General features: G+C 65.4%; 24 protein-coding genes. 15 read left to right on the top strand and 9 right to left on the bottom strand.

Going from position 1 to position 25,546, the window contains the following annotated elements:
* Nucleotides 1-98 precede the first annotated feature (98 nt).
* From C4S73_RS27145 to C4S73_RS27120, 6 genes are all read left to right on the top strand, one after another.
* Nucleotides 99-1,013: a branched-chain amino acid ABC transporter permease gene (locus tag C4S73_RS27145; protein WP_103875732.1), complete on the top strand. Its 915-nt coding sequence runs from the start codon at nt 99-101 to the stop codon at nt 1,011-1,013.
* A 12-nt stretch (nt 1,014-1,025) separates the two neighbouring features.
* The gene (locus C4S73_RS27140) at nt 1,026-2,105 is read left to right on the top strand and encodes a branched-chain amino acid ABC transporter permease (RefSeq protein ID WP_103875710.1); all 1,080 of its coding nucleotides are present in this window, start codon (nt 1,026-1,028) and stop codon (nt 2,103-2,105) included.
* Between the two features lie 109 nt (nt 2,106-2,214).
* Entirely contained in the window at nt 2,215-3,546 is a 1,332-nt protein-coding gene (locus C4S73_RS27135; RefSeq protein ID WP_103875709.1) for an ABC transporter substrate-binding protein, read from the top strand.
* 164 nt (nt 3,547-3,710) lie between these two features.
* Nucleotides 3,711-4,559 carry an ABC transporter ATP-binding protein gene (locus tag C4S73_RS27130; RefSeq protein ID WP_103875708.1) on the top strand — a complete coding sequence of 283 codons (849 nt, stop codon included), beginning with the start codon at nt 3,711-3,713 and terminating at the stop codon, nt 4,557-4,559.
* 16 nt (nt 4,560-4,575) lie between these two features.
* Nucleotides 4,576-5,256: a zinc metallopeptidase gene (locus tag C4S73_RS27125; RefSeq protein WP_103875707.1), complete on the top strand. Its 681-nt coding sequence runs from the start codon at nt 4,576-4,578 to the stop codon at nt 5,254-5,256.
* A gap of 46 nt (nt 5,257-5,302) precedes the next feature.
* Complete coding sequence (locus tag C4S73_RS27120; protein WP_103875706.1) at nt 5,303-6,535, top strand: phenylacetate--CoA ligase family protein; 1,233 nt, start codon at nt 5,303-5,305, stop codon at nt 6,533-6,535.
* Nucleotides 6,536-6,648: 113 nt separating this feature from the next.
* On the opposite strand, the gene ung is transcribed toward C4S73_RS27120, so the two are convergent.
* Nucleotides 6,649-7,347 carry a uracil-DNA glycosylase gene (gene ung, locus C4S73_RS27115; RefSeq protein WP_244595821.1) on the bottom strand — a complete coding sequence of 233 codons (699 nt, stop codon included), beginning with the start codon at nt 7,345-7,347 and terminating at the stop codon, nt 6,649-6,651.
* Entirely contained in the window at nt 7,344-8,864 is a 1,521-nt protein-coding gene (locus tag C4S73_RS27110; protein ID WP_103875705.1) for a bifunctional metallophosphatase/5'-nucleotidase, read from the bottom strand. Before C4S73_RS27110 ends, ung begins: the two co-directional genes overlap by 4 nt.
* Nucleotides 8,865-9,034: 170 nt before the next feature.
* Here C4S73_RS27110 and hemH point away from each other — a divergent pair, with 170 nt between their 5' ends.
* The gene (hemH, locus tag C4S73_RS27105; protein ID WP_103875704.1) at nt 9,035-10,099 is read left to right on the top strand and encodes a ferrochelatase; all 1,065 of its coding nucleotides are present in this window, start codon (nt 9,035-9,037) and stop codon (nt 10,097-10,099) included.
* A gap of 13 nt (nt 10,100-10,112) precedes the next feature.
* Here the strand turns inward: hemH and C4S73_RS27100 are convergent, their stop codons facing one another.
* Nucleotides 10,113-11,009 carry an alpha/beta fold hydrolase gene (locus tag C4S73_RS27100; protein WP_103875703.1) on the bottom strand — a complete coding sequence of 299 codons (897 nt, stop codon included), beginning with the start codon at nt 11,007-11,009 and terminating at the stop codon, nt 10,113-10,115.
* A gap of 45 nt (nt 11,010-11,054) precedes the next feature.
* Here C4S73_RS27100 and C4S73_RS27095 point away from each other — a divergent pair, with 45 nt between their 5' ends.
* Complete coding sequence (locus tag C4S73_RS27095; RefSeq protein ID WP_103875702.1) at nt 11,055-11,537, top strand: MarR family winged helix-turn-helix transcriptional regulator; 483 nt, start codon at nt 11,055-11,057, stop codon at nt 11,535-11,537.
* Between the two features lie 79 nt (nt 11,538-11,616).
* Here the strand turns inward: C4S73_RS27095 and C4S73_RS27090 are convergent, their stop codons facing one another.
* From C4S73_RS27090 to C4S73_RS27075, 4 genes are all read right to left on the bottom strand, one after another.
* Nucleotides 11,617-12,540, bottom strand: a complete 924-nt coding sequence (locus C4S73_RS27090) for a TorF family putative porin (protein WP_160115920.1) — start codon at nt 12,538-12,540, stop codon at nt 11,617-11,619.
* Between the two features lie 224 nt (nt 12,541-12,764).
* Nucleotides 12,765-14,231, bottom strand: coding sequence for a L,D-transpeptidase family protein (locus C4S73_RS27085; protein WP_103875730.1), 1,467 nt, complete (start codon nt 14,229-14,231; stop codon nt 12,765-12,767).
* 190 nt (nt 14,232-14,421) lie between these two features.
* Nucleotides 14,422-15,375 (bottom strand): acetyl-CoA carboxylase carboxyltransferase subunit alpha, encoded by a 954-nt coding sequence (locus C4S73_RS27080; protein WP_103875700.1) that lies wholly within the window; start codon nt 15,373-15,375, stop codon nt 14,422-14,424.
* 168 nt (nt 15,376-15,543) lie between these two features.
* On the bottom strand, nt 15,544-16,311 hold the full coding sequence (locus C4S73_RS27075; protein ID WP_103875699.1) for a class I SAM-dependent methyltransferase: 768 nt from the start codon (nt 16,309-16,311) through the stop codon (nt 15,544-15,546).
* Between the two features lie 27 nt (nt 16,312-16,338).
* On the opposite strand from C4S73_RS27075, the gene C4S73_RS28400 reads away from it, so the two are divergent.
* From C4S73_RS28400 to C4S73_RS27060, 4 genes are read left to right on the top strand one after another with little or no spacing between them, the layout of a single operon-like run.
* Nucleotides 16,339-16,494 (top strand): hypothetical protein, encoded by a 156-nt coding sequence (locus C4S73_RS28400; RefSeq protein WP_160115919.1) that lies wholly within the window; start codon nt 16,339-16,341, stop codon nt 16,492-16,494.
* Entirely contained in the window at nt 16,484-17,248 is a 765-nt protein-coding gene (gloB, locus tag C4S73_RS27070; protein ID WP_103875698.1) for a hydroxyacylglutathione hydrolase, read from the top strand. Before C4S73_RS28400 ends, gloB begins: the two co-directional genes overlap by 11 nt.
* A gap of 28 nt (nt 17,249-17,276) precedes the next feature.
* Nucleotides 17,277-17,720: a cupin domain-containing protein gene (locus tag C4S73_RS27065; RefSeq protein WP_244595824.1), complete on the top strand. Its 444-nt coding sequence runs from the start codon at nt 17,277-17,279 to the stop codon at nt 17,718-17,720.
* Nucleotides 17,717-18,487, top strand: a complete 771-nt coding sequence (locus tag C4S73_RS27060) for a GNAT family N-acetyltransferase (RefSeq protein ID WP_103875696.1) — start codon at nt 17,717-17,719, stop codon at nt 18,485-18,487. The genes C4S73_RS27065 and C4S73_RS27060 overlap by 4 nt, the downstream gene beginning before the upstream one ends.
* A 115-nt stretch (nt 18,488-18,602) precedes the next feature.
* On the opposite strand, the gene C4S73_RS27055 is transcribed toward C4S73_RS27060, so the two are convergent.
* Complete coding sequence (locus tag C4S73_RS27055) at nt 18,603-19,838, bottom strand: metal-dependent hydrolase family protein (RefSeq protein ID WP_103875695.1); 1,236 nt, start codon at nt 19,836-19,838, stop codon at nt 18,603-18,605.
* Nucleotides 19,839-19,872: 34 nt separating this feature from the next.
* On the bottom strand, nt 19,873-20,352 hold the full coding sequence (locus C4S73_RS27050; RefSeq protein WP_103875694.1) for a DUF2938 domain-containing protein: 480 nt from the start codon (nt 20,350-20,352) through the stop codon (nt 19,873-19,875).
* A gap of 239 nt (nt 20,353-20,591) precedes the next feature.
* Here C4S73_RS27050 and C4S73_RS27045 point away from each other — a divergent pair, with 239 nt between their 5' ends.
* The 3 genes from C4S73_RS27045 to C4S73_RS27035 all read left to right on the top strand — a co-directional run bounded on the left by C4S73_RS27045 (nt 20,592) and on the right by C4S73_RS27035 (nt 25,039).
* Nucleotides 20,592-21,671 (top strand): ROK family protein, encoded by a 1,080-nt coding sequence (locus C4S73_RS27045; protein WP_103875693.1) that lies wholly within the window; start codon nt 20,592-20,594, stop codon nt 21,669-21,671.
* A 244-nt stretch (nt 21,672-21,915) separates the two neighbouring features.
* On the top strand, nt 21,916-24,510 hold the full coding sequence (locus C4S73_RS27040; protein WP_103875692.1) for a DUF3772 domain-containing protein: 2,595 nt from the start codon (nt 21,916-21,918) through the stop codon (nt 24,508-24,510).
* A 4-nt stretch (nt 24,511-24,514) separates the two neighbouring features.
* Entirely contained in the window at nt 24,515-25,039 is a 525-nt protein-coding gene (locus tag C4S73_RS27035; RefSeq protein WP_244595820.1) for a CAP domain-containing protein, read from the top strand.
* Nucleotides 25,040-25,546: the final 507 nt, after the last annotated feature.

Raw genomic sequence — 25,546 nt, 5'->3', positions numbered from 1 at the left:
GGCTTATCCTTGCCGGCCTTGTCGTCGTCGCGCTCGTCGGCGCTCAGCTCGACGGCTCCGGAACTTTCTACAAGGTCTTCATCGACCCGTTCCAGCAAATGGTCGCGGCTCCCGACCTGCTGGCGCAGACGATCTGGGAGGGGCTGGTCTCCGGCGTGCTTTATGCGCTGATCGCGCTCGGCTTCGTGCTGATCTTCAAGGCCTCGGGCGTGTTCAATTTCGCGCAGGGCATCATGGTGGTGTTCGCGGCGCTGACCCTGGTCGGTCTCCATGAGAAGGGCGTGCCGGCCTGGCTCGCCGTCATCCTGACGCTGGGCGTCATGTTCGTGCTGGCCGTGACGATCGAGCGCGTGGTGCTGCGGCCGCTGGTGAACCAACCCGACATCATCCTGTTCATGGCGACCTTCGGGATCACCTATTTCCTGATCGGCTTCGGCGAATCCCTGTTCGGTGGCAATCCCAAGCAGATGATCGCCGACGAGCTGTACCTGCCCAAGGGGGCCATCGACCTGCAGATTTTCGGCGGCCTTGTCTCGCTGCAGAAGATCGACATCGCCGCTGCGGTCATCGCCTCGATCATGATCGCGGCACTGGCCCTCTTCTTCCAGTACACCCGCATCGGCCGGGCGCTGCGGGCCGTCGCCGACAGCCATAAGGCTGCGCTCTCGGTCGGCATCTCGCTCAATCAGATCTGGGTCATCGTCTGGTTCACCGCCGGCATCGTCGCGCTGATCACGGGCATCATGTGGGGCGCGCGCTCGGACGTGTCCTTCGCCCTGGAGATCGTCGCGCTGAAGGCGCTGCCGGTGCTGATCCTGGGCGGCTTCACCTCGATCCCGGGAGCGATCATCGGCGGGCTGATCATCGGCATCGGCGAAAAGCTCGGCGAATTCTACTGGGGCCCGCTGATCGGCGGCGGCATCGAGAGCTGGCTCGCCTATTTCATTGCGCTGGGCTTCCTGCTGTTCCGGCCGCAGGGCCTGTTCGGCGACAAGATCATCGAACGCATCTGAGAGGCTGACACCGTGTTCTACCGCGAAGCCGGCCAATTCAAATCGACCTATGCCGCGGATATGGCGGTGTTCCCGATCCGGCAGGACCGGATCGGCATCGCGGTCATCCTGCTGCTCGCCTTTGTCGGCGTGCCGCTGATCGGCAACGACTTCTTCACGTCGACGGTGATGATCCCCTTCCTGGTGTTCTCGCTCGCCGCAATCGGGCTCAACATCCTGACGGGCTATACCGGGCTGATCTCGTTGGGTACCGCGGCCTTCATGGGGGTCGGCGCTTATGCGGCTTACAAGCTGACGACCTTCTTCCCGGGCGTGAACATCATCGTGCTCGTGCTGGTCTCGGGCCTGTTCTCGGCCGCGATCGGAGTCCTGTTTGGCCTGCCCTCGCTGCGGATCAAGGGGTTCTATCTGGCCGTCGCGACGCTGGCCGCGCAGTTCTTCCTGCAATGGGCCTTCGTGCGCGTGCCCTGGCTGTTCAACTACAATGCGTCTGGCGCCATCGAAGTGCCGCAGCGCCTGTTCTTCGGCATTCCGGTCACGGGCGCCTCGGCTTCGCCGGAGACACGCTATTTCGTCTGCCTTGTGCTGGTGGTCGTGCTGACCTGGTTTGCCTCGAACCTCGTCCACGGCAAGCTCGGCCGCTCCTGGATGGCCGTTCGCGACATGGATATCGCTGCCGAGTTGATGGGCATCAAACTGCTCAACGCCAAGCTGCTCGCCTTCGCCGTGTCGTCCTTCTATGCCGGCGTTGCCGGGGCGATGATGATCTTCTTCTGGTATGGCGGCGGCGAAGCGGCCGATGTGTTCAACATCCGCCTCTCCTTCAACATCCTGTTCATGGTGATCATCGGGGGGCTCGGCTCGCTGATCGGCTCGTTCTTCGGGGCCGCCTTCATCGCCAGCCTGCCGACGATCCTGAAATTCGGCCTGCCTGCGCTGGGTGTCCCGCTCTCGGGAGCCACGGCCGAGCATGTCACCTTCATGCTGGTCGGCGCGCTGATCATCGTTTTCCTGATCGTCGAACCCCACGGTCTGGCCCGGCTCTGGCAGATCGGGAAGCAGAAATTGCGGACGTGGCCATTCCCCTATTGAGGCTCAAGGGAAGGCCCAAGAAACGACCTTCGTCGGTTTTCAAGACGCAGGCGAAAGCAGACCGGCCCGGCTCCAAGACCGGCCCGGAGGAAACGAACGGAGGAAGTCCATGAAGACAAGCAAGCTGATGAAGGGTGCCGCTCTCGGAGCGTTGCTCGCGGCAGGCGCGGTCGTTGCCCCCGCCTATGCCCAGGATAGCGTCTACTTCGCCAACAATGCCTATCGCACCGGCCCGTTCTCGGGCTCGGGCATCCCGATCGGCGACGGCATGCGCGACTATATCACGATGATCAACGAGCGCGACGGCGGCGTGAACGGTGTCAAGATCGTCTATGAGGAATGCGAGACCGGCTACGACACCAAGAAGTCGATCGAGTGCTACGAGCAGGCGAAGTCGAAGAACACGATCGTCTACTCGCCCTGGTCGACCGGCGCGACGCTGGCTGCGATCCCGCGCGCCCATATCGACAAGATCCCGATCCTGTCGATGGCCTACGGCCTCTCGGCCTCGGCTGACGGCACCCAGTTCCCCTGGGTCTTCATTCCGCCCTTCACCTATTGGGACGGCGCGTCCGTCATGGTGAAACACATGGCCGCCGAACTCGGCGGCATGGACAAGCTCAAGGGCAAGAAGCTCGGCCTGATCCATCTCGACGCCCCCTTCGGCAAGGAGCCGATCCCGGTTCTCGAGAATCTCGCCAAGAAATACGGCTTCGAGCTCAAGATCTATCCGGTCGCCGCGGCCGACATGCAGAACCAGGGCTCGCTCTGGCTGTCGATCCGCCGTGACCGGCCCGATTACCTCTACAATCAGGGCTGGGGCGCGATGAACCCGACCGCGGTGAAGGAGGCGATCAAGAACAACTTCCCGATCAACAAGCTGGTCGGCGTCTGGTGGGCGGGTGGCGATGACGACGCGCGCGCCGGCGGCGAGCAGGCCAAGGGCTACAAGTCGCTGAGCTGGGCCAATGCCGGCACCGGCTTCCCGGTGATGCAGGACATCCTCAAGCACGTCGTCGAGAAGGGCAAGAGCACCACGCCGAAGGATAAGGTCGGCGAGGCTCTCTACAATCGCGGCGTCTACAACTCGATGCTCGTCGTCGAGGGCATCCGCAACGCACAGAAGCTGACCGGCAAGAAGGTCGTCACCGCCGAGGACATGCGCCGCGGCCTGGAGAGCCTCAACATCACCGAGGCGCGGCTGAAAGAGATCGGCATGGACGGCTTCGCGACGCCGACCTCGATCTCCTGCACCGACCATTCGGGCCACAGCAAGATGTTCGTGGCGCAGTGGGACGGCGCGAAGTGGATCAAGGGTTCGGACTGGATCGAGCCGTTGAAGGACGAGGTCCGACCGCTGATCGAGACCAACGCCAAGGACTATGCCGAGAAGGCCGGCAATTGGCCGAAGCGGACCGAGTCCTGCGAGAAGTCGTCCTAAATAGCTCCCGCTCGCTTTCCCTTCTCCCCTCGGGGGAGAAGGTGGCAGCGCGAAGCGCTGACGGATGAGGGAAGTCACGCACTCCCCCCATCCGTCCTTCCCTCATCCGACCCGGCTGACGCCGGACCACCTTCTCCCCCGAGGGGAGAAGGAAGGAGCACGAGATGTCGATCGCCACCCTTGATGCGCCCACGTCCACCACCCCCGCGAGCGACAACATCCTGTCGCTGAACAACATCGAGGTGATCTACGATCACGTCATCCTCGTGCTGAAGGGTGTTTCGCTCACGGTGCCGCGCAAGGGCATCGTCGCGATCCTCGGCGCCAACGGGGCCGGCAAGACCACGACGCTGAAGGCGATCTCCAACCTGCTCAAGGCCGAGCGCGGCGAGGTCACCAAGGGCTCGATCGTGTTCGAGGGCGAGCGCGTCGACAAGATGTCGCCCAACGAGCTGGTTCGGCGCGGCTGCATCCAGGTGATGGAGGGGCGGCATTGTTTCGGCCATCTCTCGATCGAGGAGAATTTGCTGACCGGGGCCTTCACGCGCCGCGACGGCAATGCCGCGATCAAGCGGGACCTGGAGAAGATCTACGAGCTGTTCCCACGCCTCAAGCAGCGCCGCAGCTCGCAGGCCGGCTATACGTCGGGTGGCGAGCAGCAGATGTGCGCAGTCGGGCGCGCGATGATGTCGAAGCCCAAGATGATCCTGCTCGACGAGCCGTCCATGGGGCTGGCTCCGCAGATCGTCGAGGAAATCTTCGAGATCGTGCGCCGGCTGAATGCCGAGGACGGCGTCTCCTTCCTCGTCGCCGAGCAGAACACCAATATGGCGCTGCGCTACGCGACCTATGGCTACATCATGGAGACCGGCCGCATCGTCATGGATGGCGCCGCCAGCATGCTGCGCGAGAACGAGGATGTGAAGGAGTTCTATCTGGGCGTGGCGGAGGGCGACAAGAAGTCGTTTCGCGAGGTGAAGAGCTACAAGCGCCGCAAGCGCTGGCTCTCCTGAGCCGGCAGCGAGGCCGATGCTCTATTTCGTCATCGCCCTGCTGGTGATCCTGCTGATCTTCGCGCCGCAGGCCTGGGTGCGCAGCGAGATGAGCAGGCATGCGGCGGCGCGGCCTGATCTGCCGGGCACCGGAGGCGAGCTGGCCCGGCATCTGCTCGACCGTTTCCAGCTTGGCGCGGTGGCGGTCGAGACGACGCAAGGCGGCGACCATTACGATCCCGATGCCCGCGCAGTGAGATTATCGCAGGACAACCATGATGGACGCTCGATCACGGCGGTTGCAGTCGCAGCGCATGAGGTCGGCCATGCCATCCAGCATGCGCAGGGAAGTACGCTGTTTGCGCTGCGCACGATGCTGGCGCGCTTCCTCGGCGTCTTCGACAAGATCGCCATGGCAGTGCTGATCACCGCGCCGATCGTGGCGATCGTGACGCATGTGCCGGCGATCGGGCTGATGCAGTTCGGGATCGCCATCGCGATGCTCGGCGTCGGCCTCGTCGTGCATCTGGTGACGCTGCCGCTGGAGATCGATGCCAGCTTCGGCAAGGCGCTGCCGATCCTGACCGCGGACGGCTATCTCGACCGGCGCGATGTCCCGGCAGCCCGGGGCGTGCTGCGGGCGGCCGCCTTCACCTATGTCGCCGGGGCTTTGATCGGCCTGCTCAATTTCCTGCGCATCTTGCGCATTATCCGCTGAACCGGGCCATCGACCTGCCCAGAGACATGATCCAGGGACGAGACAGATGAGCGTGCATCACGACGATCTCGAAACCCGCTCGCCCGACGCGCGCGAAACCGATCTCTTTGCCAGGCTGCCGGCCGTGCTGAGCGCTGCGATGGCGGCGCCGGGCTATGGCGCGCATCTCAAGGGCGTCGATCCGGCTGTGGTCACGAACCGCAAGGCACTCAGCCGCCTGCCTATCCTGCGCAAGGCGGACCTGCCGGCACTGCAGAAGGTGGCGCTGCCCTTTGGCGGCTTCGTCCCGACATCGCCTGGCGCCTTCGGTCGGCTGTTCACCTCGCCCGGCCCGATTTTCGAGCCGGAAGGCACGGGCGCGGATATGTGGGGGGCGGCGCGTGGGCTCTATGCTGCCGGTTTCCGCAGCGGCGACGTCGTCATCAACACCTTCAGCTACCATCTGACTCCCGGTGGCTTCCTGATGGATTCCGGTGCACGCGCGCTCGGCTGCGCGGTCATTCCGGCGGGTCCTGGCAATACCGAGCAGCAGATGGAGGTGATCGGCGCCTATCGGCCGAGCGCCTATGCCGGCACACCCGATTTCCTGAAGATCCTGATCGAGGCGGCGGATGCGCGCGGCGTCGACATCTCCTGCATCAAGCGCGCGGTCGTGTCCGGCGCGGCCTTTCCGCCCTCGCTTCAAGCCTGGGTGCGGGAGCGCGGCATCGACGCCTATCAGCTCTACGCCACGGCCGATATCGGCATCATCGCCTATGAGACCTCCGCCCGCGAGGGCATGGTGCTGAACGAGAACCTCATCGTCGAGATCGTGCGGCCCGGTACCGGCGACCCGGTCTCCGAGGGCGAGGTCGGAGAGATCGTGGTCACCAATCTCGATCCGCATCACCCGCAGATCAGGCTCGCGGTGGGCGATCTCACGGCCGTGCTTCCGGGCAAGAGCTCATGCGGCCGGACGAATACGCGCATCAAGGGCTGGATGGGCCGGGCCGACCAGACCGCCAAGATCAAGGGCATGTTCGTGCGGCCCGAACAGGTCGCCGAGATCGCCAAACGCCATGCCGAGATCGCAAAGCTTCGCCTTGTCGTCGGCCGTGCCAACGAGGTCGACACGATGACGCTGAAGGCCGAGATCTATGCTGAACCAGCGGGTCTGGTGGATGCGGTGTCGCAGAGCCTGCAGCAGGTCACGAAGCTCAAGGGCGCGGTGGAGATCCTGCCGCTGGGCGCCCTGCCGAATGACGGCAAGGTCATCGCCGACGAGCGGCCGATCGGGTAGCTTTGCGTCATTCTCGGGCGAAGCAGAGCTTCGATCCGCGAATCTCTCGCCGGACAAGGCGCCTTTTCTTGCGAGAGATGCTCGGGTCAGGCCCGAGCATGACGGTGCTGGCTTCACCAGGCAATCGGCGTCTCCCCCTGTGCTTCCAGCCACTCATTTGCGCGGCTGAACGGCTTCGAGCCGAAGAAGCCGCGCCGCGCCGAGAGCGGGGAGGGGTGGGGGCTGGCGATCACGAGATGCCGGGTTTCGTCGATGAGCGGACGCTTCTTCTGCGCAGGCGCGCCCCAGAGCATGAAGACCACATGGGGCCGGCTGTCGGAAACGGTGGCAATGATCGCATCCGTCACCTCCCCCCAGCCGAGGCCAAGATGCGAGCCTGCCTTGCTTGCGCCCTCGCGCACGGTCAGCGCCGTGTTGAGCAGCAGGACGCCTTGGCGCGCCCATTCCGAGAGATCGCCGTTGGTAGGGGCGGGCTGAGCGAGGTCGTCGGCCCGCTCCTTGTAGATGTTGACCAGGGAGCGCGGCAGCGGCGGCGGGCCGACATAGGAGAAGGCGAGCCCGTTGGCATGGCCCGGCGTCGGGTACGGGTCCTGGCCGAGGATGACGACGCGCACACTGTCGAGCGGCGTCAGCGCAAGCGCGGCGAAGGCGCGCGACGGGCCGGGCGCCACGATCGCGCCGGCTTCTCCATCGCGATCGGCCGCTGCAGCGGCCGTCTTCGCCAAACCGTTCGAGAAGACGCCGAGTTCCCGCCAGCCTTGCGCTTCTGGCGACGTCAGGAAGCGCGTCAGCGCCGCTGCATAGCCGCTCACTTCAGGACGGCCCGTCCTTCGACCTTGGCATCGACGGTGCCGAGGCGGCGCAGATAGACCATCACCTCATTGGCCATCAGCTTGCCATCGGTCAGGCCGATCAGCGTCCTGCCGCGCCCGAGAGCCGTATAGCCGTCGCCACCCTCCAGCATGAAGTTGTTGGAGGCGACGGTGTATTTGGCGGCTGGGTCGATAGGCTTGCCGTCGACGACGACCGTGGTGACGCGCGAACCCTGCGGCTGCTTGAGATCGGCCTCGAATGTGAGGCCGGCGACGACCGGGAAGCGGCCGGCGCCCTGCGGAGCATCGCGCAGGCCGTTCTCGATCGCGTCCTTCACGTCCTTGCCGGTGATCTCGACCATCACGGTCGCATTGCCGAAGGGCAATTCGCTCAAGACGTCTCGGCGCGTCAGCTTCTGGCCTGCGGCATATTGCTTGTTGGCGCGGATGCCGCCGGCATTGGTGATGGCGAGTTGCGCGCCGGTTGCCGCCTTGATCGCGTCGGCGATCAGGTTGCCGATGGCGGTTTCCTGGGTGCGGATGACGCCGGTGCGGGAATCAAGCGGCGCCGCCAGCACCGCGACATCGACGTCGAGCTCCTTCGACAGCTCGCCCTCATAGCCTTTGACGATAGCGGCGACGTCGGGATCGGGCGTAGCCGCCCGGGAATCGTTGACGCGGAAGGTCGGCGTCCACGACACCTGGCGAGCGGACCCTTCGCCCCTGATGCTGACGGCGATGTCGATCGCGGTGACGTAATTCCCCTCCTCGTTGGATTCGACCATCACGACCTTGCCGTCATAGGCGATGGCGAGGTCGTGATCGTGGCCGGTCAACAGCACGTCGACAACGCGCGAACGAACGATCTCGTTGTCCATCCTGCGGTCGGCATGGACGACGGCGACGAGGATGTCGGCGCCCTGGCTCTTGAGCGCCTTCGCCTCGCGGCGCAGCGCATCCATGGTCGAGGAGAATTTGAGGTCGCCGGGATTGGAGATCTGCGGGGTCGGATCATAGGCCGTGCCGATGACGCCGACCTTGATGCCGCCGAGTTCGAAGAGCTGCGAATCCCTGTGCCCCGGCAACATGTTGCCGGCTGCGTCGCGCAGGTTCGCGGCGAAGGTCGGGTAGGTCTGCGCGGCCGTGAGCTTGAGATAGTTGTCCTTGCCGAAATCGAACTCGTGATTACCGGGCACGAAGACGTCGATCCCCATCTTATTCTGCATCGCGACGATATGGGCGCCCTGATCGAAGCCCGACATCAGCGAGGGCGAGTAGCAGTCGCCGGCATGGCAGAACAGCACCGGCACGCCCTTGGCTCGCTCCGCTTTGGCGATGCCGGCCGCCCGCGCGAACCCGCCTTTGCCCTTGTCGTCGCTCATCTTGTAGATGTCGTTGACCAGCAGGAGCGTGAAGGCCGGCGGCGGCGTTTGCGCGATGGCAACCGGCGCAGTGGCAGCGAGCGTGGCCGGTGCGGCGATGACGCCAAGCGCATTGCGACGGGTCAGCTTGGTCATGGAGTAACGCCTCTGCTTGAGAACCCCTCCAGACTAGCAAAGCTTGCGCCGCGCTGGCCAGTGCAGCCGGAGTTTTTAAGGCATGCAGTTCGCCAGTGTCGCACCCCGTCTTCTGCACTGGACGAAAACCGGAACTCGTCTAAATCACAGGCACATGAAAGCCTGCGCCCATGACAGTTGAGATGACGCCGGTTGCCGACCGGCAGACCGTGCCGATGCCGTCCGACCATCCCAGCGCCAGAGGCGGGCGGCTTGGCGTTCTGCTGATGAATCTCGGCACGCCGGAAGGCACCAGCTACTGGCCGATGCGGGCCTATCTCAGGGAATTCCTGTCCGACAGACGCGTGATCGAAACCTCGCGCTGGCTGTGGTGGCCGCTGCTGAACCTGATCATCCTGACGACGCGCCCGGGCCGCAAGGGCAAGGACTACGCGTCGATCTGGAACAAGGAGCGCGACGAGGGGCCGCTCAAAACGATCACTCGCTCGCAGACCGAACAATTGGCTGAGCGCTTGAAGCCGGCCATGGGTGAGCGCGTCGTCTTCGACTGGGCGATGCGCTACGGCTTCCCCGATGTGAAGAGCAGGCTCAAGGCCCTGCTCGCTCAGGGCTGCGACCGCATCCTGCTCGTGCCGCTCTACCCGCAATATGCCGCGCCGACCTCGGCCACCGCCTGCGACCAGGCCTTTCGCGCGTTGATGCAGATGCGCTGGCAGCCTTCGGTGCGGGTCGCGCCGCCCTATCATGATGATCCGGCCTATATAAAGGCGCTGGCTGCCTCGATGCGGGCGTCGCTGGCGAAGCTCGACTTCGAGCCCGAAATCATTCTCTGCTCCTTCCACGGCATGCCGAAGGAGTATCTCCTCAAGGGCGATCCCTATTATTGCCATTGCGCCAAGACCTGGCGGCTGCTGCGTGACGAGCTCGGATTGCCGGCCGAACGCTTCAGGCTGACGTTTCAGTCGCGCTTCGGGCCGGATGAGTGGTTGCAGCCCTATACCGACGAGACGGTCAAGGCGCTGGCAAAATCCGGCACCAAGTCGCTTGCGATCGTGGCGCCCGGCTTCTCCGCCGATTGCCTGGAGACGCTCGAGGAACTCGATGTCGAGAACCGCGAGTTCTTCATGCATAATGGCGGCGAGCGCTTCGCCTATCTGCCCTGCCTGAACGACTCCCAGGATGGCGTCGATGCGCTCGAAGCGGTGGTGCGGCGCGAGCTGATGGGCTGGCTGTAAGCCCAGTTGATCCTCAGGCGCAGACGAAGCGCGTGACAGCTTGCACCACCGGTTTCGCCTGAAGGATGCGGCGATGACCGAAGCCGCTGGTCGCTTCGAGTTCGACGAATGCGCCCGCCTTTGCGAGCGCCTCGGCATGGTGGAAGCCGAGTTCGCGGTCGTCGTGGCAATGCACGAGCAAGGTCGGCTGGCCGATCGCGGCCAACTGGTCCCGGCCTTCGAAGGATTCGACCGGCGCGCCGGCGACGATATGGATGCGGCGCTCCAGGGCCGCCTGCCCGCGCGCGCCGAGCCCGATGGTCTTTCCGAACCCGCGGGTGATCAGGCTTATGGAGGAGGGCGCGGCGATCATGGCGAGCCTGGCTGCCTTGACCTGCGGCTGGGCCGGCACCGAGCCTGCCATAGCAGCCATCGCGATCGCGCCGCCAAAGGAATGGGTGACGATCGCATGGACCGGCGCGAAGGCATGCGCCACGGCGGCAAGGCTGGCGACGCCGAGCGGGATGTTGAGTTCGCGGCCGGTCGAGTTGCCATGCCCCGGCAGGTCGAAGGCGACGACGCGAAAGCCGGCCTCTGTCAGTGGCGAGACGAAAGCCGTCATGAAGGCGGCCTCGCTTGACCAGCCATGCACGAGGATCACGGTCGGTCGGGGGCTTGAAGGGACGCGCCGGCCCGGTGGCTCGAAGAGATAAGCCGAGACGCTGCCGCAGGGAAACGGCACTGCGATGGCTGTTGCTCGCGCCAGGCGGGTCGCTGCGGTTCTGGCCACGCCCTTGCCATTTCCGCTTCGCTCCTTGCGGCGCGGCGGGGTACAGAAGACCTTGAAGGCGAGTGTTCCCGTGGTCGAAGGCGCGATGAAGCTCGCAGCCCGGATCAGCGGGCGGAGCAGGCGGAGTGCAGCAGCGGCCATGGCGCGGATCCAATTTCGTTCAACGCTGAACAAGTATGTTCAACCATGAACAAAAAGCAAGCGCCCCAGCCCGACTTCTCCGGCGAAACGCAGGTCCTGCCCTGGGATCTGCCGCGGTTTCGCAACTGGCTCTCTGTCGCGCGGGCCCATGCTCTCTGGAAGAAGGTCTTTACGGAGGCGCTGGTGCCGCTCGGCATCCAGCTTGCCCATTACGATGTGCTGGCCAATGTGTTTCACACGCCGGGTCTGACCCAGCAGGCGCTGGCCGAAAAGCTGCTGGTCGGGCGCAGCGCGATGAGCATGCTGCTGCCGGAGCTGGAGCGGCGCACATTGCTGGAACGGCGCAGCGACGAGGCCGACAAGCGGCTGCGGCGGCTCTGGCTGACGCCAGAGGGCGAGGCCCTTACGCGCAAGGCGATGGCGATCCATGTCGCACGCATCGAGGCGATGATGACGGTTCTGAGCGATGCCGAATGCGACGCTGTCGGTGAGATGCTGCGCCGTGTCGCCAAGGCCTTGGAGAGTTGAGGCGCTGAAGAGCCCCGAACGAAAGCAAAAGGCCGCTCTCGCGAGCGGCCTTTGTCGTCTTTGGCCCTGATGGTTCGGCTTACTTCGGTGCGAAGATGCCGACGCTGCTTGCGGTGATGTCGAAGGAGAGCGTGCCGACCACGGTCGGGTTGCACCAGTTCGAAGTGTAGCCGCCGCCGGCATTGCCGCGGTCGATGCCGCGTGGATCGGAGGTCAGCAGGAAGCAGTTCGACTTCGACAGGTTGGTGTCGTGGTAGCGGACATCCGCCGTCAGGTTCTTGTAGGTGTAGGACAGGCCGAGGTTCCAGTAATTGTAGTCGGGCAGCCGGATCGCGACGGGGAAGGCGATGTTGGTGTTGGTGGTGCCGAGCCAGTAGCGGCCGAACTCGCCGGATACGGCAAGACCTTCCAGGAAGGGCAGGCTGTATTTGGCGGTCACCGAGGCGTAGGTGCCGTCAGCGCCCGTGCCAAGCCAATCCCAGGCGTGGAAGACGTTGGCGCCGACCGTGACCTTGTCTTCCCAATTGTAGGAGGCCTTGCCGACGACTTCCATGAAGTCGGTGTTGCGGGGCGTCCAGATCAAGCCAAACGAGTCAACGAAGCGCTTTTCGTCGGGATAATAATACTGGATCACGCCGAAATCGAAGGCGACGGGGCCGAATTTCGGGCGAATGCCGGCGTAGAAGTCGATTTCGGCCGGCGGGCTGGTGGCGAGGTCCACATTCGCGCCGAAGACGCCGAGATAAAACAGGTTGTCGTAGAACTGCAGCTCGACGGAGCCCTGAACACCGGGCTTGCGGTCGGTCTGCGAAATGCCGCGGAAGTTGTAGTCGGTCACGGCCTTGAGGCTGACGGCAGCATCGATCCAGGTGATGCTCGGCGGCACCGGCGCGATCGGGGCGTCCTTGCGGCTGGGGAGATCGGCGGCTTGTGCCGAGCCGGTCAGCACCGTCAAGGAGAGCGTCAGGCCAGCGATCGAAGACCGGAATAAATCGAAGACCATCATATGCTCCGTGCCAGAAATCCAACAACGCGGTTCACCGCGTTTCCGCCACAATCAAGCGGGGCGATCGGATTTCCGGCAAGGTGAGCTTTTTGGCAGCCTGCCTGTCGAACAGGCAAAGAGCTTCGCAGGCGCGGTATTCGCGCCTGCGAAATGGGCTAAGCCGACAAAGTAGCGGGGTGTTGTATTTCGATCACGCCGGAATGCCGGCGTAACCGTCCTGATCAGCGCAGGGTCGGCTGGCTGGCGAAGGCTGCCGCAGGCTGGTCGAGCTGACTCGTCCGCAGGCCATCGGCACGGCGGGGAGGCACGGGGGCCCGAACATTGGTCGGCGATGCCGGCACGACCGAGGCGACCGGCGCGGCTTCGACCGGGGCAGCCGGACGCGAAGCGCCGATCAGCGGCACGAAGCTCAGCGCGCGCTGGTAGAAGGGCTGGCTCTCTTCCGCAGCCACAGGGGCGGCGGGAGTTGCGCTGGCAAGTACGGGGGCCTGCTGGGCGGCGCCGGGCAGGACCTTGGCGACCTGCGTCGCGGCGGAAGGCGCCGCCTGGCGGATCGTCCCGGTCTTGCTTGGATCGAGCTTGTTCGATTCGGGCTTTGCGGGGTCGGCCTTGGCGGCTTCAGCCTTGGCGACTTCAACCTTGGCCGGCTCTTCGGCGGCGGAGGCAATGGCTGCGAGAACGGCGTCGTTATCCGCCGAGGCGGCGCGCACGGTCGCCTTTGCCCTGCCCTTGTCGTCGAGAACAACGACGCGCGGGCCGATCGTCAGAGCGTCAGGCCGGCTCACACCGACGTCACGCGAACCCCAGGAAACCGATTTGTTGAGCGAATCGGAGCCGCTGGCGACGAGTGTCTGCTTGAAGGAGGAGTGCTGGTCGCCGTCGTCATAGACCAGCTTGATCGCGGGCGTTCCCTTGGCGACGAGCGCCGCGACCTGACTGTCGTCCTGCTGGCGCTTCTGCTGCACCGCGGCCGTGGCCGAGCCGCCGTTGAAGACATAGCGCCCGCCGGACACCGACACCTGCGGCTCGTCCCTGGCGACCTCGAAATAGTCGGTGCCTTCCTTGAGGTTCTTCCAGAAGGCGATGTTCGAATCGAGCCGGTGCTTGGCGAGGTTCTCAGGCGTCATGCGGAAGGGCAGGGCCTGCATCTGCACGGCCTTCTGGCCGGCGTTCTGGGCCTCGCGCAGCAGCGCATAGATCTCGCCGATCTGGTCGTCGGTCATGGAATAGCAGCCCGCCGAGGAGCAGGCGCCATGCACCATCAGATGCGCGCCGGTGCGGCCCAGCGACCTGTCATAGGCGTTGGGATAGCCCATGTTGAAAGAGACGTAATAGGAGGAGTTCGGGTTCATCTGCGCCGCCGAGATGGCGTAGAAGCCCTCCGGCGCCATGCGATCGCCCTCGCGGACCTTCGGGCCGAGCTGGCCGGACCAGCGGCACATCGGGAAGGTCTTGAGCAGGGCGTATTCGCCGCTGGGCTTGCGCTTCCAGACTTCGAGCTCCGACTCCTTCTTATAGGAGCGGATCAGCACCGGCTGGTCCTTGCTCATGCCCTTCTCGGCCATGAGCGTGTAGGTCGCCGACGGAATCGGGATGTTGTGCCGAGCAGAGCCGCGATAACGGTCCTCCTCGCAGGCGCCCAGGGTCAATGCAACAAAAGCCACGAGCGCGAGTTGCTTGAATGCCACGTCGTCAATCCCATCCAACGGCCGGCCTCAGAAGCGCGACCTTTGACTTTGCAAGGCGGCCAAATTGTGCCCGCCGCAACGTTGTAGAAGCATTAGCCTTGAGGGTTCCTTACCACAGGGCCATCGGTTCTGGCCACATGGTCAAGGACAGGTTAATCGCGCCTGCCTTCGCACGTGCGAAAACAGGCGATCAAAGATTGCGCCCGATGGCGAGGAATTTGTCCTCGCGCCGGTTGACGATCTGCTCAGGCGTATTGCCCGCGAATTCCGCCAGCGCAGCTGCGATCGCGTCGCCGGCGCGGCCGATCACGGCCTGCCTGTCGCGATGCGCGCCACCTGTCGGCTCGGTCACAATCCGGTCGATGATGCCGAATTTCAGCAGATCCTGCGCGGTGATCTTCATGCCGGTGGCGGCGTCCTGGGCGCGTGCCGTGTCGCGCCAGAGTATCGAGGCGGCACCTTCCGGCGAGATCACCGAATAGATCGCGTGCTCCAGCATCATGACCCGGCTGGCCGCCGCGATCGCGATCGCGCCGCCTGAGCCGCCTTCGCCGATCACCAAGGCCACGCTCGGCGTGCGCAGGCCGAGCCAGGCATCGGTCGAGCGCGCGATGGCCTCGGCCTGCCCGCGCTCCTCGGCCTCGATGCCTGGATAGGCGCCTGCCGTATCGACGAAGCTCAGCACGGGGAGGCCGAAGCGGTCCGCCAGTTCGACGAGGCGCACGGCCTTGCGGTAGCCCTCGGGCTTGGGCATGCCGAAATTGTGCCGGATGCGGGTCTCGGTCGAATCGCCCTTTTCCTGGCCGACGACGCAGACGGGCTCGCCGCGAAAGCGCCCGAAGCCGGCAACGATCGCCTCGTCCTCGCCAAAGGCGCGATCGCCGGCGAGCGGCGTGAATTCACTGATGAGCGTGGCGCAATAGTCCTTGAAATGCGGCCGCTGCGGATGGCGCGCCACCAGCGTCTTCTGCCAGGGCGTCAGCGCCGCATAGATATCCTTCAGCGCCTGGTTTGCCTTGGCGTCGAGCTTGCCGATCTCTTCGGACAGGGAATAGCCGTCGCCCTTCGCCTCGAGGGCGCGCAACTCGTCTGCCTTCGCCTCCAGTTCGGCGACCGGTTTTTCGAAATCGAGATAGCTACGCATCGTGGTCCAGTTCAGGTTTCGCGCCGGATGCCGTCGATAAACGGCTTAGAGCATGATGTCGCCCGAAAACCGGCTCCACTTTTCGGCATCATGCTTGAGACATGAGCGTCATATGGGAGGCCAGGCTCGCGAAAAGCGGCGGACCTTGGCCGCGCCTCGGTCGGCTTGTCAACCCGCCGGGTCGGCTTGAGACGGGCGTGCCGAGCGTGGCGTCGGCGTCGGTTGCGGCAACAGGATGGGGCGGAAGGCGAAGCTGCGCCGTGTCGCGCGCAAAGGCGCCCGGCGGTAGAACTGCTTCGTCGCGTCAATGACGTGCACTCCGGCGAAGGGCAGGGACAGGCCCGCGCCGATCTGCTCCCAGGCGGGGGCCGAGCGCATCAGAAGCCTGCGTTTCAACGGCGGAACATAGAGCGCTTCGGCCCAGTGCTCGGGCGAGAATTCCGCCGCGCGCATCAGTGCGGCAAGCTGTGTGCGGCTGAAAGGACGCCCTTGTCCGAAAGGCGTGCCGTCCATGCGCGCCCAGAGCCCGCGCCGGTTCGGCACGACAAGGATCATCCGGCCACCCGGGCTGAGGACCCGCGCGACTTCGTCGAGCAGGTCGTCGGGGCTCTCTGTTTCTTCCAGCGCATGGACCAGAACCACCCGGTCGATCGAGGCGGTCGGCAGCGGCAGCAGGGTCGGCTCGACCAGTGCGGAAGCTGAAAGCCCGGTCGAGGGCCAGTTCACCACGCCTTGCGCGGCGGGCATGAAGGCGATGACGCGCTCTGCCTCCATTCCGAGAACCGAAAGATAAGGCGTCGAGAAACCCAACCCCAGAACGCGCTGCCGGGCGCAATCCGGCCAGAAACGCAGCATCGTACGCCCGATGAAGCGTCGCGCCACATGGCCAAGCGGGCTGGCATAGAAAGCGCGGAGGTCGACGACGTCGAGAGACATGGAGTGGGAAGATGTGGTGCTGAGCCGGTGCGCGCAAGGGCCCAGGTCGGTCGGCGAGCGACCAACGGGTATTCCGGGCTTGGGCGCGAGGCCGGCTGGGCCGGGCTGGTCTCGGCCGGCGCCATTCGCTATTCGCTATGGGCTATCCGCCAGACGCTCCCGGAGTTCCGCCATGTCGCTTGACCTTCATGTCTTCCGCACGCTCAGCGACAATGCCGGGGCGCTGCTGTTCGATCCCGCTACGAAGGCCTGCGCGGCCGTCGATGTTCCCGATGCCGGGCAGGTGCTGGCTGCGGCCCGGGCGAAGGGCTGGACGATCAGCGACATCTTCGTGACGCATGCTCATCACGACCACACCCAGGGCGTGGCCGAACTTAAGCAGGCGACGGGTGCCAAGGTTTGCGGCCCCGCAGACGCTGCTTCGTTAGCACCGCTCGATCGGATCGTCGGCGAGGGCGACAGTGTGTCTCTTGGTGGCTATGGCTTCGAGATCTGGCATACGCCCGGCCATTCCGACGGGCATCTGACCTTTGTCGGGCGCGAAGCGAAGCTCGCTCTGGTCGGCGATGTCGTCTTCGTCATGGGATGCGGACGCGTCCAGCCCGGCCAGATGGCGGCGATGTGGACCTCGCTTTCGCGCATCATGGCGCTGCCCGGCGACACCCGCCTCGTCGGAGGGCATGACTACACGCTCGCCAATGCCCGCTTCGCCAGCGCGATGGACCCGGCCAATGCCGCCCTGCAGGCCAGGCTGGCCGAGGCGGAAGCCGCCAAGGCGGCAGGGCGTTTCTGGGCGCTGACGACGGTCGGGGAAGAGGCTGCGACCAACCCGTTCTTCCGGGCAGGCGAGGGGGCTCTCGCCGCGGCGGTGGGGCTGGTCGGCGCGCCTGCCGATGAGGTCTTCGCCGCGCTGCGCGAAGCCAAGAACCGGTTCTGAGGCACGTCTCGTGCAGCAGTTCAGCGGCTTGAACGCGGCGGAGGTCATCCGCCTGCTCGATCTGAAGCCCCATCCGGAAGGCGGGCATTATCGCGAGACGTTTCGCGATTCCGCCGGCCCCGCAGGGCGGGGCTTCTCGACGGCGATCTATTATCTGCTCGACACCGGCGAGACCTCGGAATGGCATCGCGTCGATGCCGCCGAGATCTGGCATCATTATGCCGGGGCGCCGCTCGTCATCAGCGTGTCGCCCAATGGGCATGACGCCTCGGCCCATCATCTCGGCACGGACCTCAGAACCGGCCAGCGGCCGCAATTCGTCGTGCCGGCGGGCTGGTGGCAGAGCGCGACCTCGCTGGGCGCCTGGACGCTGGTCGGTTGCACGGTTGCGCCGGGTTTCGATTTCTCCGGCTTCGAAATGGCTGCGCCCGGCTGGCGGCCGACGCCGCGCAAACCCGGAGGGGCATCATGAAGGCGCAGGATACGGACGAAATCGGGCTCGTCCTCGAATGCGAACGGCGCATCGTCAATGCCTGGCCGTCTCCGGCGACATTGCTGATCGGCGACTGGGTCGTGCGTTTCGCCAGCGGCTATTCCGGCCGGGCCAATTCGGCCTCGCCCCTGAAGCCCGGTGCCCAGCTTGACGAGACAACGCTGGAGCTTATCGAGGAACTCTATCGTTCCGACGGGCTCGATCCCTGCATCCGCCTGACGCCGCTCGTCGGCGAGGCGACCCGCGCTGCCGTGCTGGCGCGTGGCTATCGGGTCAAGGACGCCTCTTTCGGCATGATCGTGCCGCTGGAGGGGCTACAGCCCTCGGAGGAGCCGGAACTCCAGATCGAGGCGCGGCCGAGCGCCGACTGGATCGCCGGCGTCGCCGCCCGCCAGAGCGGCGTGAAGACCCATGTGGGCAATCTCGCGGCCATTGTCGAGAAGGTCCGCCTGCCTGCGGCCTTCGCGACATGGCTCGTGGCTGGAGAGCCCGTGGCCTTCGGCATGAGCGTCGCGGAGCGCGGCATGGCCGAGATCGGCGGCATCGTCGTCGATCCCGGCCATCGCGGCCAGGGCCTCGGCCGCCGCATCGTCAAGGGCCTGATGGGCTGGGCGCGTGCGATGGGCTGTGACAGCGCCTATCTCCAGGTCGACCAGACCAATGCGGTCGCTATCGGCCTCTACCGGAGCCTCGGCTTCCGGCAGCTCTACGCTTATGAGACGCGCATTCTCGACATCGCGGCATAAAGCTTCGTCGTCATTGCGAGCGCAGCGAAGCAATCCAGGTCTCGTTGGACGTCCCCCTGGAGTGCTTCGTCGCTAAGCTCCTCGCAATGACGGCTTGCGCTGCCGGCTCGACCTGTCAGTTCAGGTTGGTGCGTTTCATGAAGGCGCCGCCCTTCATGATCACCGGCATGTGCCGGCCTTGATGCGTCAGCAGGCTGAGATCCTTCAGCGGATCGCCGTCGACGACGATGAGATCGGCATGGGCGCCGGGCGCCACCGTACCGATCTTCCCTTCGAGCTTGAGCAGCTTCGCGGCGATATGGGTTGCCGAAGCGATGACCTCATGGGCGGGCAGGGCTCGGCTGCGAATCACGAACTCCTCCGACTGATGGCGGTGCATCTCGCCGAGCAGGTCGCTGCCATAGGCCATGGCGAGCCCGGCCTTCTTCATGATCGCGAGCGAATCCATGCCGGCTATGCGAACGTTCTCGACCTTGGCGACCGAGTCCGGCGGGAAGCCGAGCTTGCGCCCCTCGCTCGCCAGCTTGTCATAGGTCACCAGCGTCGGTACCGCGATAGCGCCCTTTGAGGCCGCGAGCCTGGCCGTCTCGGCCTGGATCAGGTTGCAGTGTTCGAGCGAGTGCACACCGGCCTCGACGCAGCGGCGGATGGCCTCGTCGGTATAGACATGTGCCGAGACGTAGGTTCCGGCCATCCGGGCCTCCTCGACAATCGCTTCCAGCTCGCTCACGGAGAAGCCGAGGAAATGGATCGGGTCGGTCGGCGAGGCGCAGCCGCCATTGGCCATGATCTTGATGAAATCGGCCCCGCCCTTGATTTCCTCGCGGGCGGCGCGCCGGACTTGATCGAGACCGTCGCAGATGCGTCCGAGCGCGCCGAGGCGATGGCGCGTCAGGGCGGTCTCGCGATCGTCATAGCGGCCGCGGAAATCGGCATGGCCGCCGGTCTGGCTCAGGGCCTTGCCGGAGATGACGAGGCGCGGCGTCGGAAAATGGCCTTCCTCGACTGCTGCCTTGAGCCCGAAATCGGCGCCGCCGACGTCGCGCACCGTGGTGAAGCCGCGCATCAGCATGGCGCGCATGATGACGAAGGAACGTGCGGTGACGAGCGAGTCCGGCAATTGAGCGTTGCGGCCGAGATCGGCGACACCGGCGACGACATGAACGTGGGCGTCGATCAGGCCGGGCATCAGCGTGCGGCCCTTGAGGTTGACCGTCCTGGCCTTCTCCGAGGAGACGTTCCTGCCGATCTCGCGGATCGTGCTGCCTTCGACCAGTACGTTCAGGGGCTCGCCGCGCGCCGGGGCGGTGCCGTCGACGATGCGGGCATTGGTGAAGAGGGTGCTGGCCATGGCGGGGTCTCGCGGTTCGAAAGGGAGGGGTGGCTCAGCGGATCAGCAGGGCCGTGCCGTAGAGACCCACGGCGAAGACCGTGTGGCCGATGATGTTGAGCATGCGAAGCTGATTGGCGTTGGGGCGCTTCGAGGCGGCGATCCCTGCGCCCATGCCGGGCTGGAGGATGAACCAGCCGCAGCCGACCGTGGCGAGGCCGACGATCAGCGCTGGCAGGAAGGTCGGGCTGTGGGCCCAGCCGAGCCCCCAGATCGCCAGCACGATGGCGGCGAACAGGATGCCGACGAGGTAGTGCGCGATCCAGCCGATGGCGAGTTCGTTGGGAACGGGCTCGGCGCGCGCGATGTCCTCATGCATGAAGCGGCCGCGGGCCATATGCGCGAACCAGCGCCCGACCATTGCCCAGTTCGGGGCCCCGAGGCCGAAGACGCGCTTGAGGAATTGCGCCCAGATATCGAGCAGCACGGTGGCGCCGATGCCGATCAGCACGGCGCGAACAATAAATTCCAGCATTCCATCCCCCGATCGAGACGTCCGGGCCTGCCTGGCCCGACGTCCGTGGCGTTGCTTGCGCCTGCCGCCATGGAGCGGTGATCGGGCTTCTGGGTCAACCCGTCTCGCGCGCCGGTCCGACGCAAACGGCGCAATCACGCCATGCGCCCGGCGCGTCCGGGGAGCGATGAGCAACCATCGCCGGGAACTTCGCGGCGTGTTCGGGTGTTCCATCCCCTCACAGCAGGGGGAGAGCAGGCATGGTCGCTGCGACGGCAGACAAGGCACGTAGCCATGGCGCGGGAACACATGGATCGGCGGAACTGCCATCCGTCACCATCACCAGTTACAATCTCGAAATCCGCGACGAGGACGGTTTCGTCGGCGACAAGGCGAGCCGGGGCGCTTTCGTCGAGCACCTCGACGCGTTGCGCATGCATCTCAAGAAGAATGGCGACGACCCGCTCAAGGGCGAGACCGCCGATATCAGCAAGAAGGCGCTGGACGCCCTGCTGAAGGATGGCGATGCCCATGAAGCAGCGCTCGTACTCAGCGCCATCGAGCGTTTCGCCCAGTCGCTCGCCTTCGTGATCAGGCGCTTCGTCCGGCTCAAGAGCTGGGCCCCGGTCGAGCGTATCGTCGTCGGCGGCGGGTTTCGCGAAAGCCGCGTCGGCGAACTGGCGATCGGCCGCGCCAGCATCATCCTGCGTACGGATGGCCATGAGATCGATCTCGTACCGATCAGCCATCATCCCGACGAGGCTGGATTGATCGGCGCCGCGCATCTGGCGCCGAAATGGATCTTCGAGGCCTATGACAGCCTCGTGGCCGTCGATATCGGCGGCTCCAACATCCGGGCCGGCATCGTCGAACTGCGCCAGGACAAGGCTGCCGATCTGAGCAAGGCCCGCGCCAGCACCTCCGAGCTCTGGCGGCATGCCGATGACGAGCCCAGCCGTGACGAGGCCATCAAGCGCCTCGGCAAGATGCTGAACGACCAGATCAAGCAGGCGCAGAAGGCCGGCCTGCGTGTCGCGCCCTTTATCGGGGTCGGCTGCCCAGGCCTGATCGAGCCGGACGGCTCCATCGACCGGGGCGCCCAGAACCTGCCCGGCAACTGGGAAAGCAGCCGCTTCAACCTGGTCGAGAGCATCCGGGAACTCGTGCCGGAAATCGGCGAGCATGAGACGCAAGTGGTGATGCACAATGATGCGGTCATTCAGGGCCTGAGCGAGATGCCGGCAATGCAGGACGTCGGCCATTGGGCGGTGCTTACGATCGGCACCGGGCTCGGCAATGCGAGCTACCAGAACCGGGCAAAACCGAAGGCCAAGGGCTGAAGCGGGGGCTTCAGGCGTCGAATTTCCTGAGGATGCCATGATCAGGTCGCGTTTGGCGGCAATGAGGCTTTGCGAGCGTTGGAATCTCGGGCGCTCGCATCTCGGTTGCTGACCCTTCAACGCTGAAAGAGGCCGTCCATTGCCCGTCGTCGCGCATTTTTCTGCTGCGCCTTGCCTTGCGGGCACAGCTGTGACGAGGGTCGATCCTGTACCGAATCATCCGATTGAGCGAGGCGGGACCGGAATGGCTGGGCGCGTGGGGCATATGTTCGGAGACAACCGCCGCTGGCATGGCCTTGTCGCAGCCTTCGCCATCCTGCTGTCGCTCCTGCTCGGATCGCTTCATGCGTTTGCGCAGACGCCCGACGCCGCTGCGGCGCGGGCACGGCTCGACGGTATCCGGCTAGAACTGACGCAGATCGAAACGGGCCTTGCGGCCCCCACCGCCACCGACGCCGAATTGCAGCGGCAGCGCTCGCGCCTGCAGCCTTCGCTCGACCAGCTGCGCCTGATCCTCGACGAGCAGGCTCCCCGCGTCGAGCAGGCGAAGCTGCGGCTCGACCAGCTCGGCGCCAAGCCCGATGCGAATGCGCCGCCCGAAAGCGCCGAGATCGCCCGTGAGCGCGAGGCGCGGACCAAGGCGTTCGTCGACGCCGACGAGACGATGAAGATCGCGCGCGCCGCGCTTCTCCAGGCGGAGCAGCTGCAGACCAATATCGGCGACCGCCGCCGCGATCTCTTTGCCAAGGCACTGTTTGCCGCCGGCCCGTCGATCCTGAGCCCCGATGTCTGGGGCAGTGCGGTCACAGCCCTGCCTGAGGATCTGCGGGCATCCGGCTATATCTTCGGCGGCTGGCTGTCGGGCTTCGGCGATGCGTTCTCGGGCGCGCGCGGCCTGCTCGTGGCGCTCGCCTTCATCGGAGCCGTGCTGCTGTATGTGATCCGGGCGCGCTACATGCCGCGCTTCAAGGAGCGCTTCGGCAGGACGCAGGATGCCGGCAGCCTGCACTGCCTCTACATCGCGCTGGCCCATATCGTCGCTGGCGCGGCGCCGCCGGCGCTGGCGAGCTGGCTGATCTATGCCGCGCTGAATACGGCGGGTCTCCTGCCGCTGCGCGTCCAGCCGGTCGTCGCCGCAGCCGTCGCCGGCCTTGCGATCTTCGCCTTCGTGCAGGCGCTGGCGGATGCGCTGTTTGCGCCGAACCAGCCGCAGCGGCGCCTCATCAGCGTCATGGATTCGACAGCGCGCAGCGTTGTCTGGATCGCCAGCTCGCTCGCTCTGGTGATGTCGGTCAGCAAGGTGCTGGAGGCATGGCTGCAGGCGATCGCGGCCGGGCTTGCTGTCTCGATCATCGTGCGCGGCATTCTCGTGATCATCTTCGCGCTGACGCTGATCGCGGGGCTCTACCAGATACGCGACGACAAGGAGGTCGAGGACGAGGCCTGTCTTGGGCCTTATGTGCCTGTCGACGGTGCAAGCCTCGGTCCGGTCAGGATGTTCGGCTGGGTCGTCGGCATCGTGATCATCCTCGCGGCGCTCTCGGGCTATGTCGTCTTCGCTTCCTTCCTGTCCCAGCAGACGCTGTGGATCGGCATCGTCGCCAGTCTGTTCATGCTGGCCTATCAGTTCATCGACCTCGGCGTGCCCCACGCCCTGACCGGCGACGGGCGTCTCGCCCTGACCCTGAAGGCGGGAATCGGCTTCCGCTCCGGGACGCTGCAGAAGATCGCGGTGGTCGGCGCCGGAATTCTCAAGCTCATCCTGATCGTGATCACGATCCTGCTGGCGCTCGCGCCCTGGGGGCTCGAATCGACCGATTTCCTGACATCGCTACGGGCGGCGTTCTTCGGCTTCCAGGTCGGCGGCGTGACCATCTCGCTGTCGTCGATCATCATCGCGGGCCTGCTGTTTGCACTGGGCCTGACTGCGACCCGTTCGGTGCAGGGCTGGCTCGACAGCAAGTTTCTGCCGACGACGCAGCTCGACACAGGGCTGCGCAACTCCATCACCACGGCGGCCGGCTATCTCGGCTATATCGCTGCGGTGGCGCTGTCGGTCTCGGCGCTCGGCCTCAGCCTCGAGCGGTTGACGCTCGTGGCCAGCGCGCTCTCCGTCGGTATCGGTTTTGGCCTGCAATCGGTGGTGTCGAACTTCGTCTCGGGGCTGATCCTGCTCTGGGAGCGGCCGATCCGGGTCGGCGATCAGGTCGTGGTCGGGGATGTCGAAGGCATCGTCAAGCGCATCAATGTGCGCTCGACCGAGATCGCGACCTTCGATCGCTCGACGGTGATCGTGCCGAACTCCAACCTCGTTTCGGGCGTGGTGCGCAATCGCGTCCGCTCCGACCGGACCGGGCGGGTCCTGATCGCGATTTCGGTGCCGCGTGCGCTCGATGCCTCGGCGGTGCGCTCGATGCTGGCGGACGCCGCCTCGGCCCATGGCGATGTCCTGCAAAAGCCGCCGCCGGCGGTGATGTTCAAGAAAATCGGCACCACGACGATGGATTTCGAGCTCATCTGCATCGTCGCCGAGGTGGATATCGCCGGCCGCGTTAACAGCGATCTCAATTTCTCGATTCACAAGCGCCTGACCGAGATGGAGCCGCCGGCCGCCACGGCGGAGCTTCTGGTCAAGGGGCTGGATGGTGTCGAGCAGTCGCTTGGCGACATCGCGGCTGCGGTCGGGCGCGAGATCAAGGCCCGCAAGCCCGCCAGGACGCCGGCCGCGACCCGCAAGGCTCGCCCGGCGGCGGAAGAGCCGCAGGGCGAAGAAGAGATTGCCGAGCCGCCTGCGCCTGCACCAGCGCCGGAGCCGAGCAAGGACGACAGCAAGGAATGACGCGATGCTCAGCTTCCCCCGTGGCCCGGCGCGAGCCCGCACCATGACCTGCCCGGCTGTCCTTGCCGGTGCGCTCGCTGTCTTCGGGCTGGCAGGCTGTACCGAGCCAGCGCGCACGAGCCAGCCCGCCTTCTATCGCGATCTCGGCTCGGCTTCCGCCCGCGTCGATGCGAACGAGGCCCGGGCGATGATCTCGGCCTATCGCATGAATGCCGGGCTGAAGGCTTTGACGCTCGATCCCGGGCTGGTCGAGGCTGCACAGCAGGAGGCGACGGCGATGGCGGCGGCGGACAAGCCGGTACAGGCGGAGGCCGTGAAGGCCAGGCTGGCGCGCAGCGGGCAGCCGGGCGCCGAGGCCAACCTGTCGGCGGGCTACCGGCGTCTGGCCGAAGCTTTTTCCGGCTGGCGCGACTCGCCGCAGCACGACCGCGTGATGAAGACGCCCGACGCCACCCGCATGGGTATCGCCACGGCCTATGCGCCTGGTTCGAAATACCAGGTCTATTGGGCGCTGATCGTCGCGCCCTGAGAGTTCGCCGCTGTGTCGGTTTTGCGAGCCTCATCCTGTGGAGCCGGGTAGCGGCGTCTCGAAGGCTCGTTCAATAGCATCCCTAGATTACGTTGGGTTTATATTGGTTTAGATCGTTGTCGTCCCGGACAAGCGGCAAAGCCGCGCAGATCCGGGATCCATTCCGGAAGCTTTATCGGAAGCGCTCCGGAATGGATCCCTGTTTGTCAGATTCGTGTCATGTTTGGTGCGGGCGGGAAGCCGTTGGATCCCTGGTGGGGAACACCGTGTTCCGGCTCGGTTCCCGCCCGCGTTTGCGTAACCCCATCCTGAACAGTTGACCGAGGCCGCTAGCACCGGACCTCGCAGCACAGGGACAGGCACCATGACCATACACCCCTGCTTCATCGGTTGCGATATCGCCAAGCATCATCTCGATCTGTTCGACGAGACGAGCGGGCAGAGCCTTCGCATCGCCAATACGGGCGCGGCGATCGCAAGCTGGCTGTCGTCCTTCGACAGCCGCAC

The organism is Allobosea lathyri (assembly GCF_900108245.1).
GTDB classification, from domain to species: Bacteria; Pseudomonadota; Alphaproteobacteria; order Rhizobiales; family Beijerinckiaceae; genus Allobosea; species Allobosea lathyri.
Note: the sequence above shows the minus strand (reverse complement) of the source record. Positions and strands in the feature narration are given on the sequence as shown.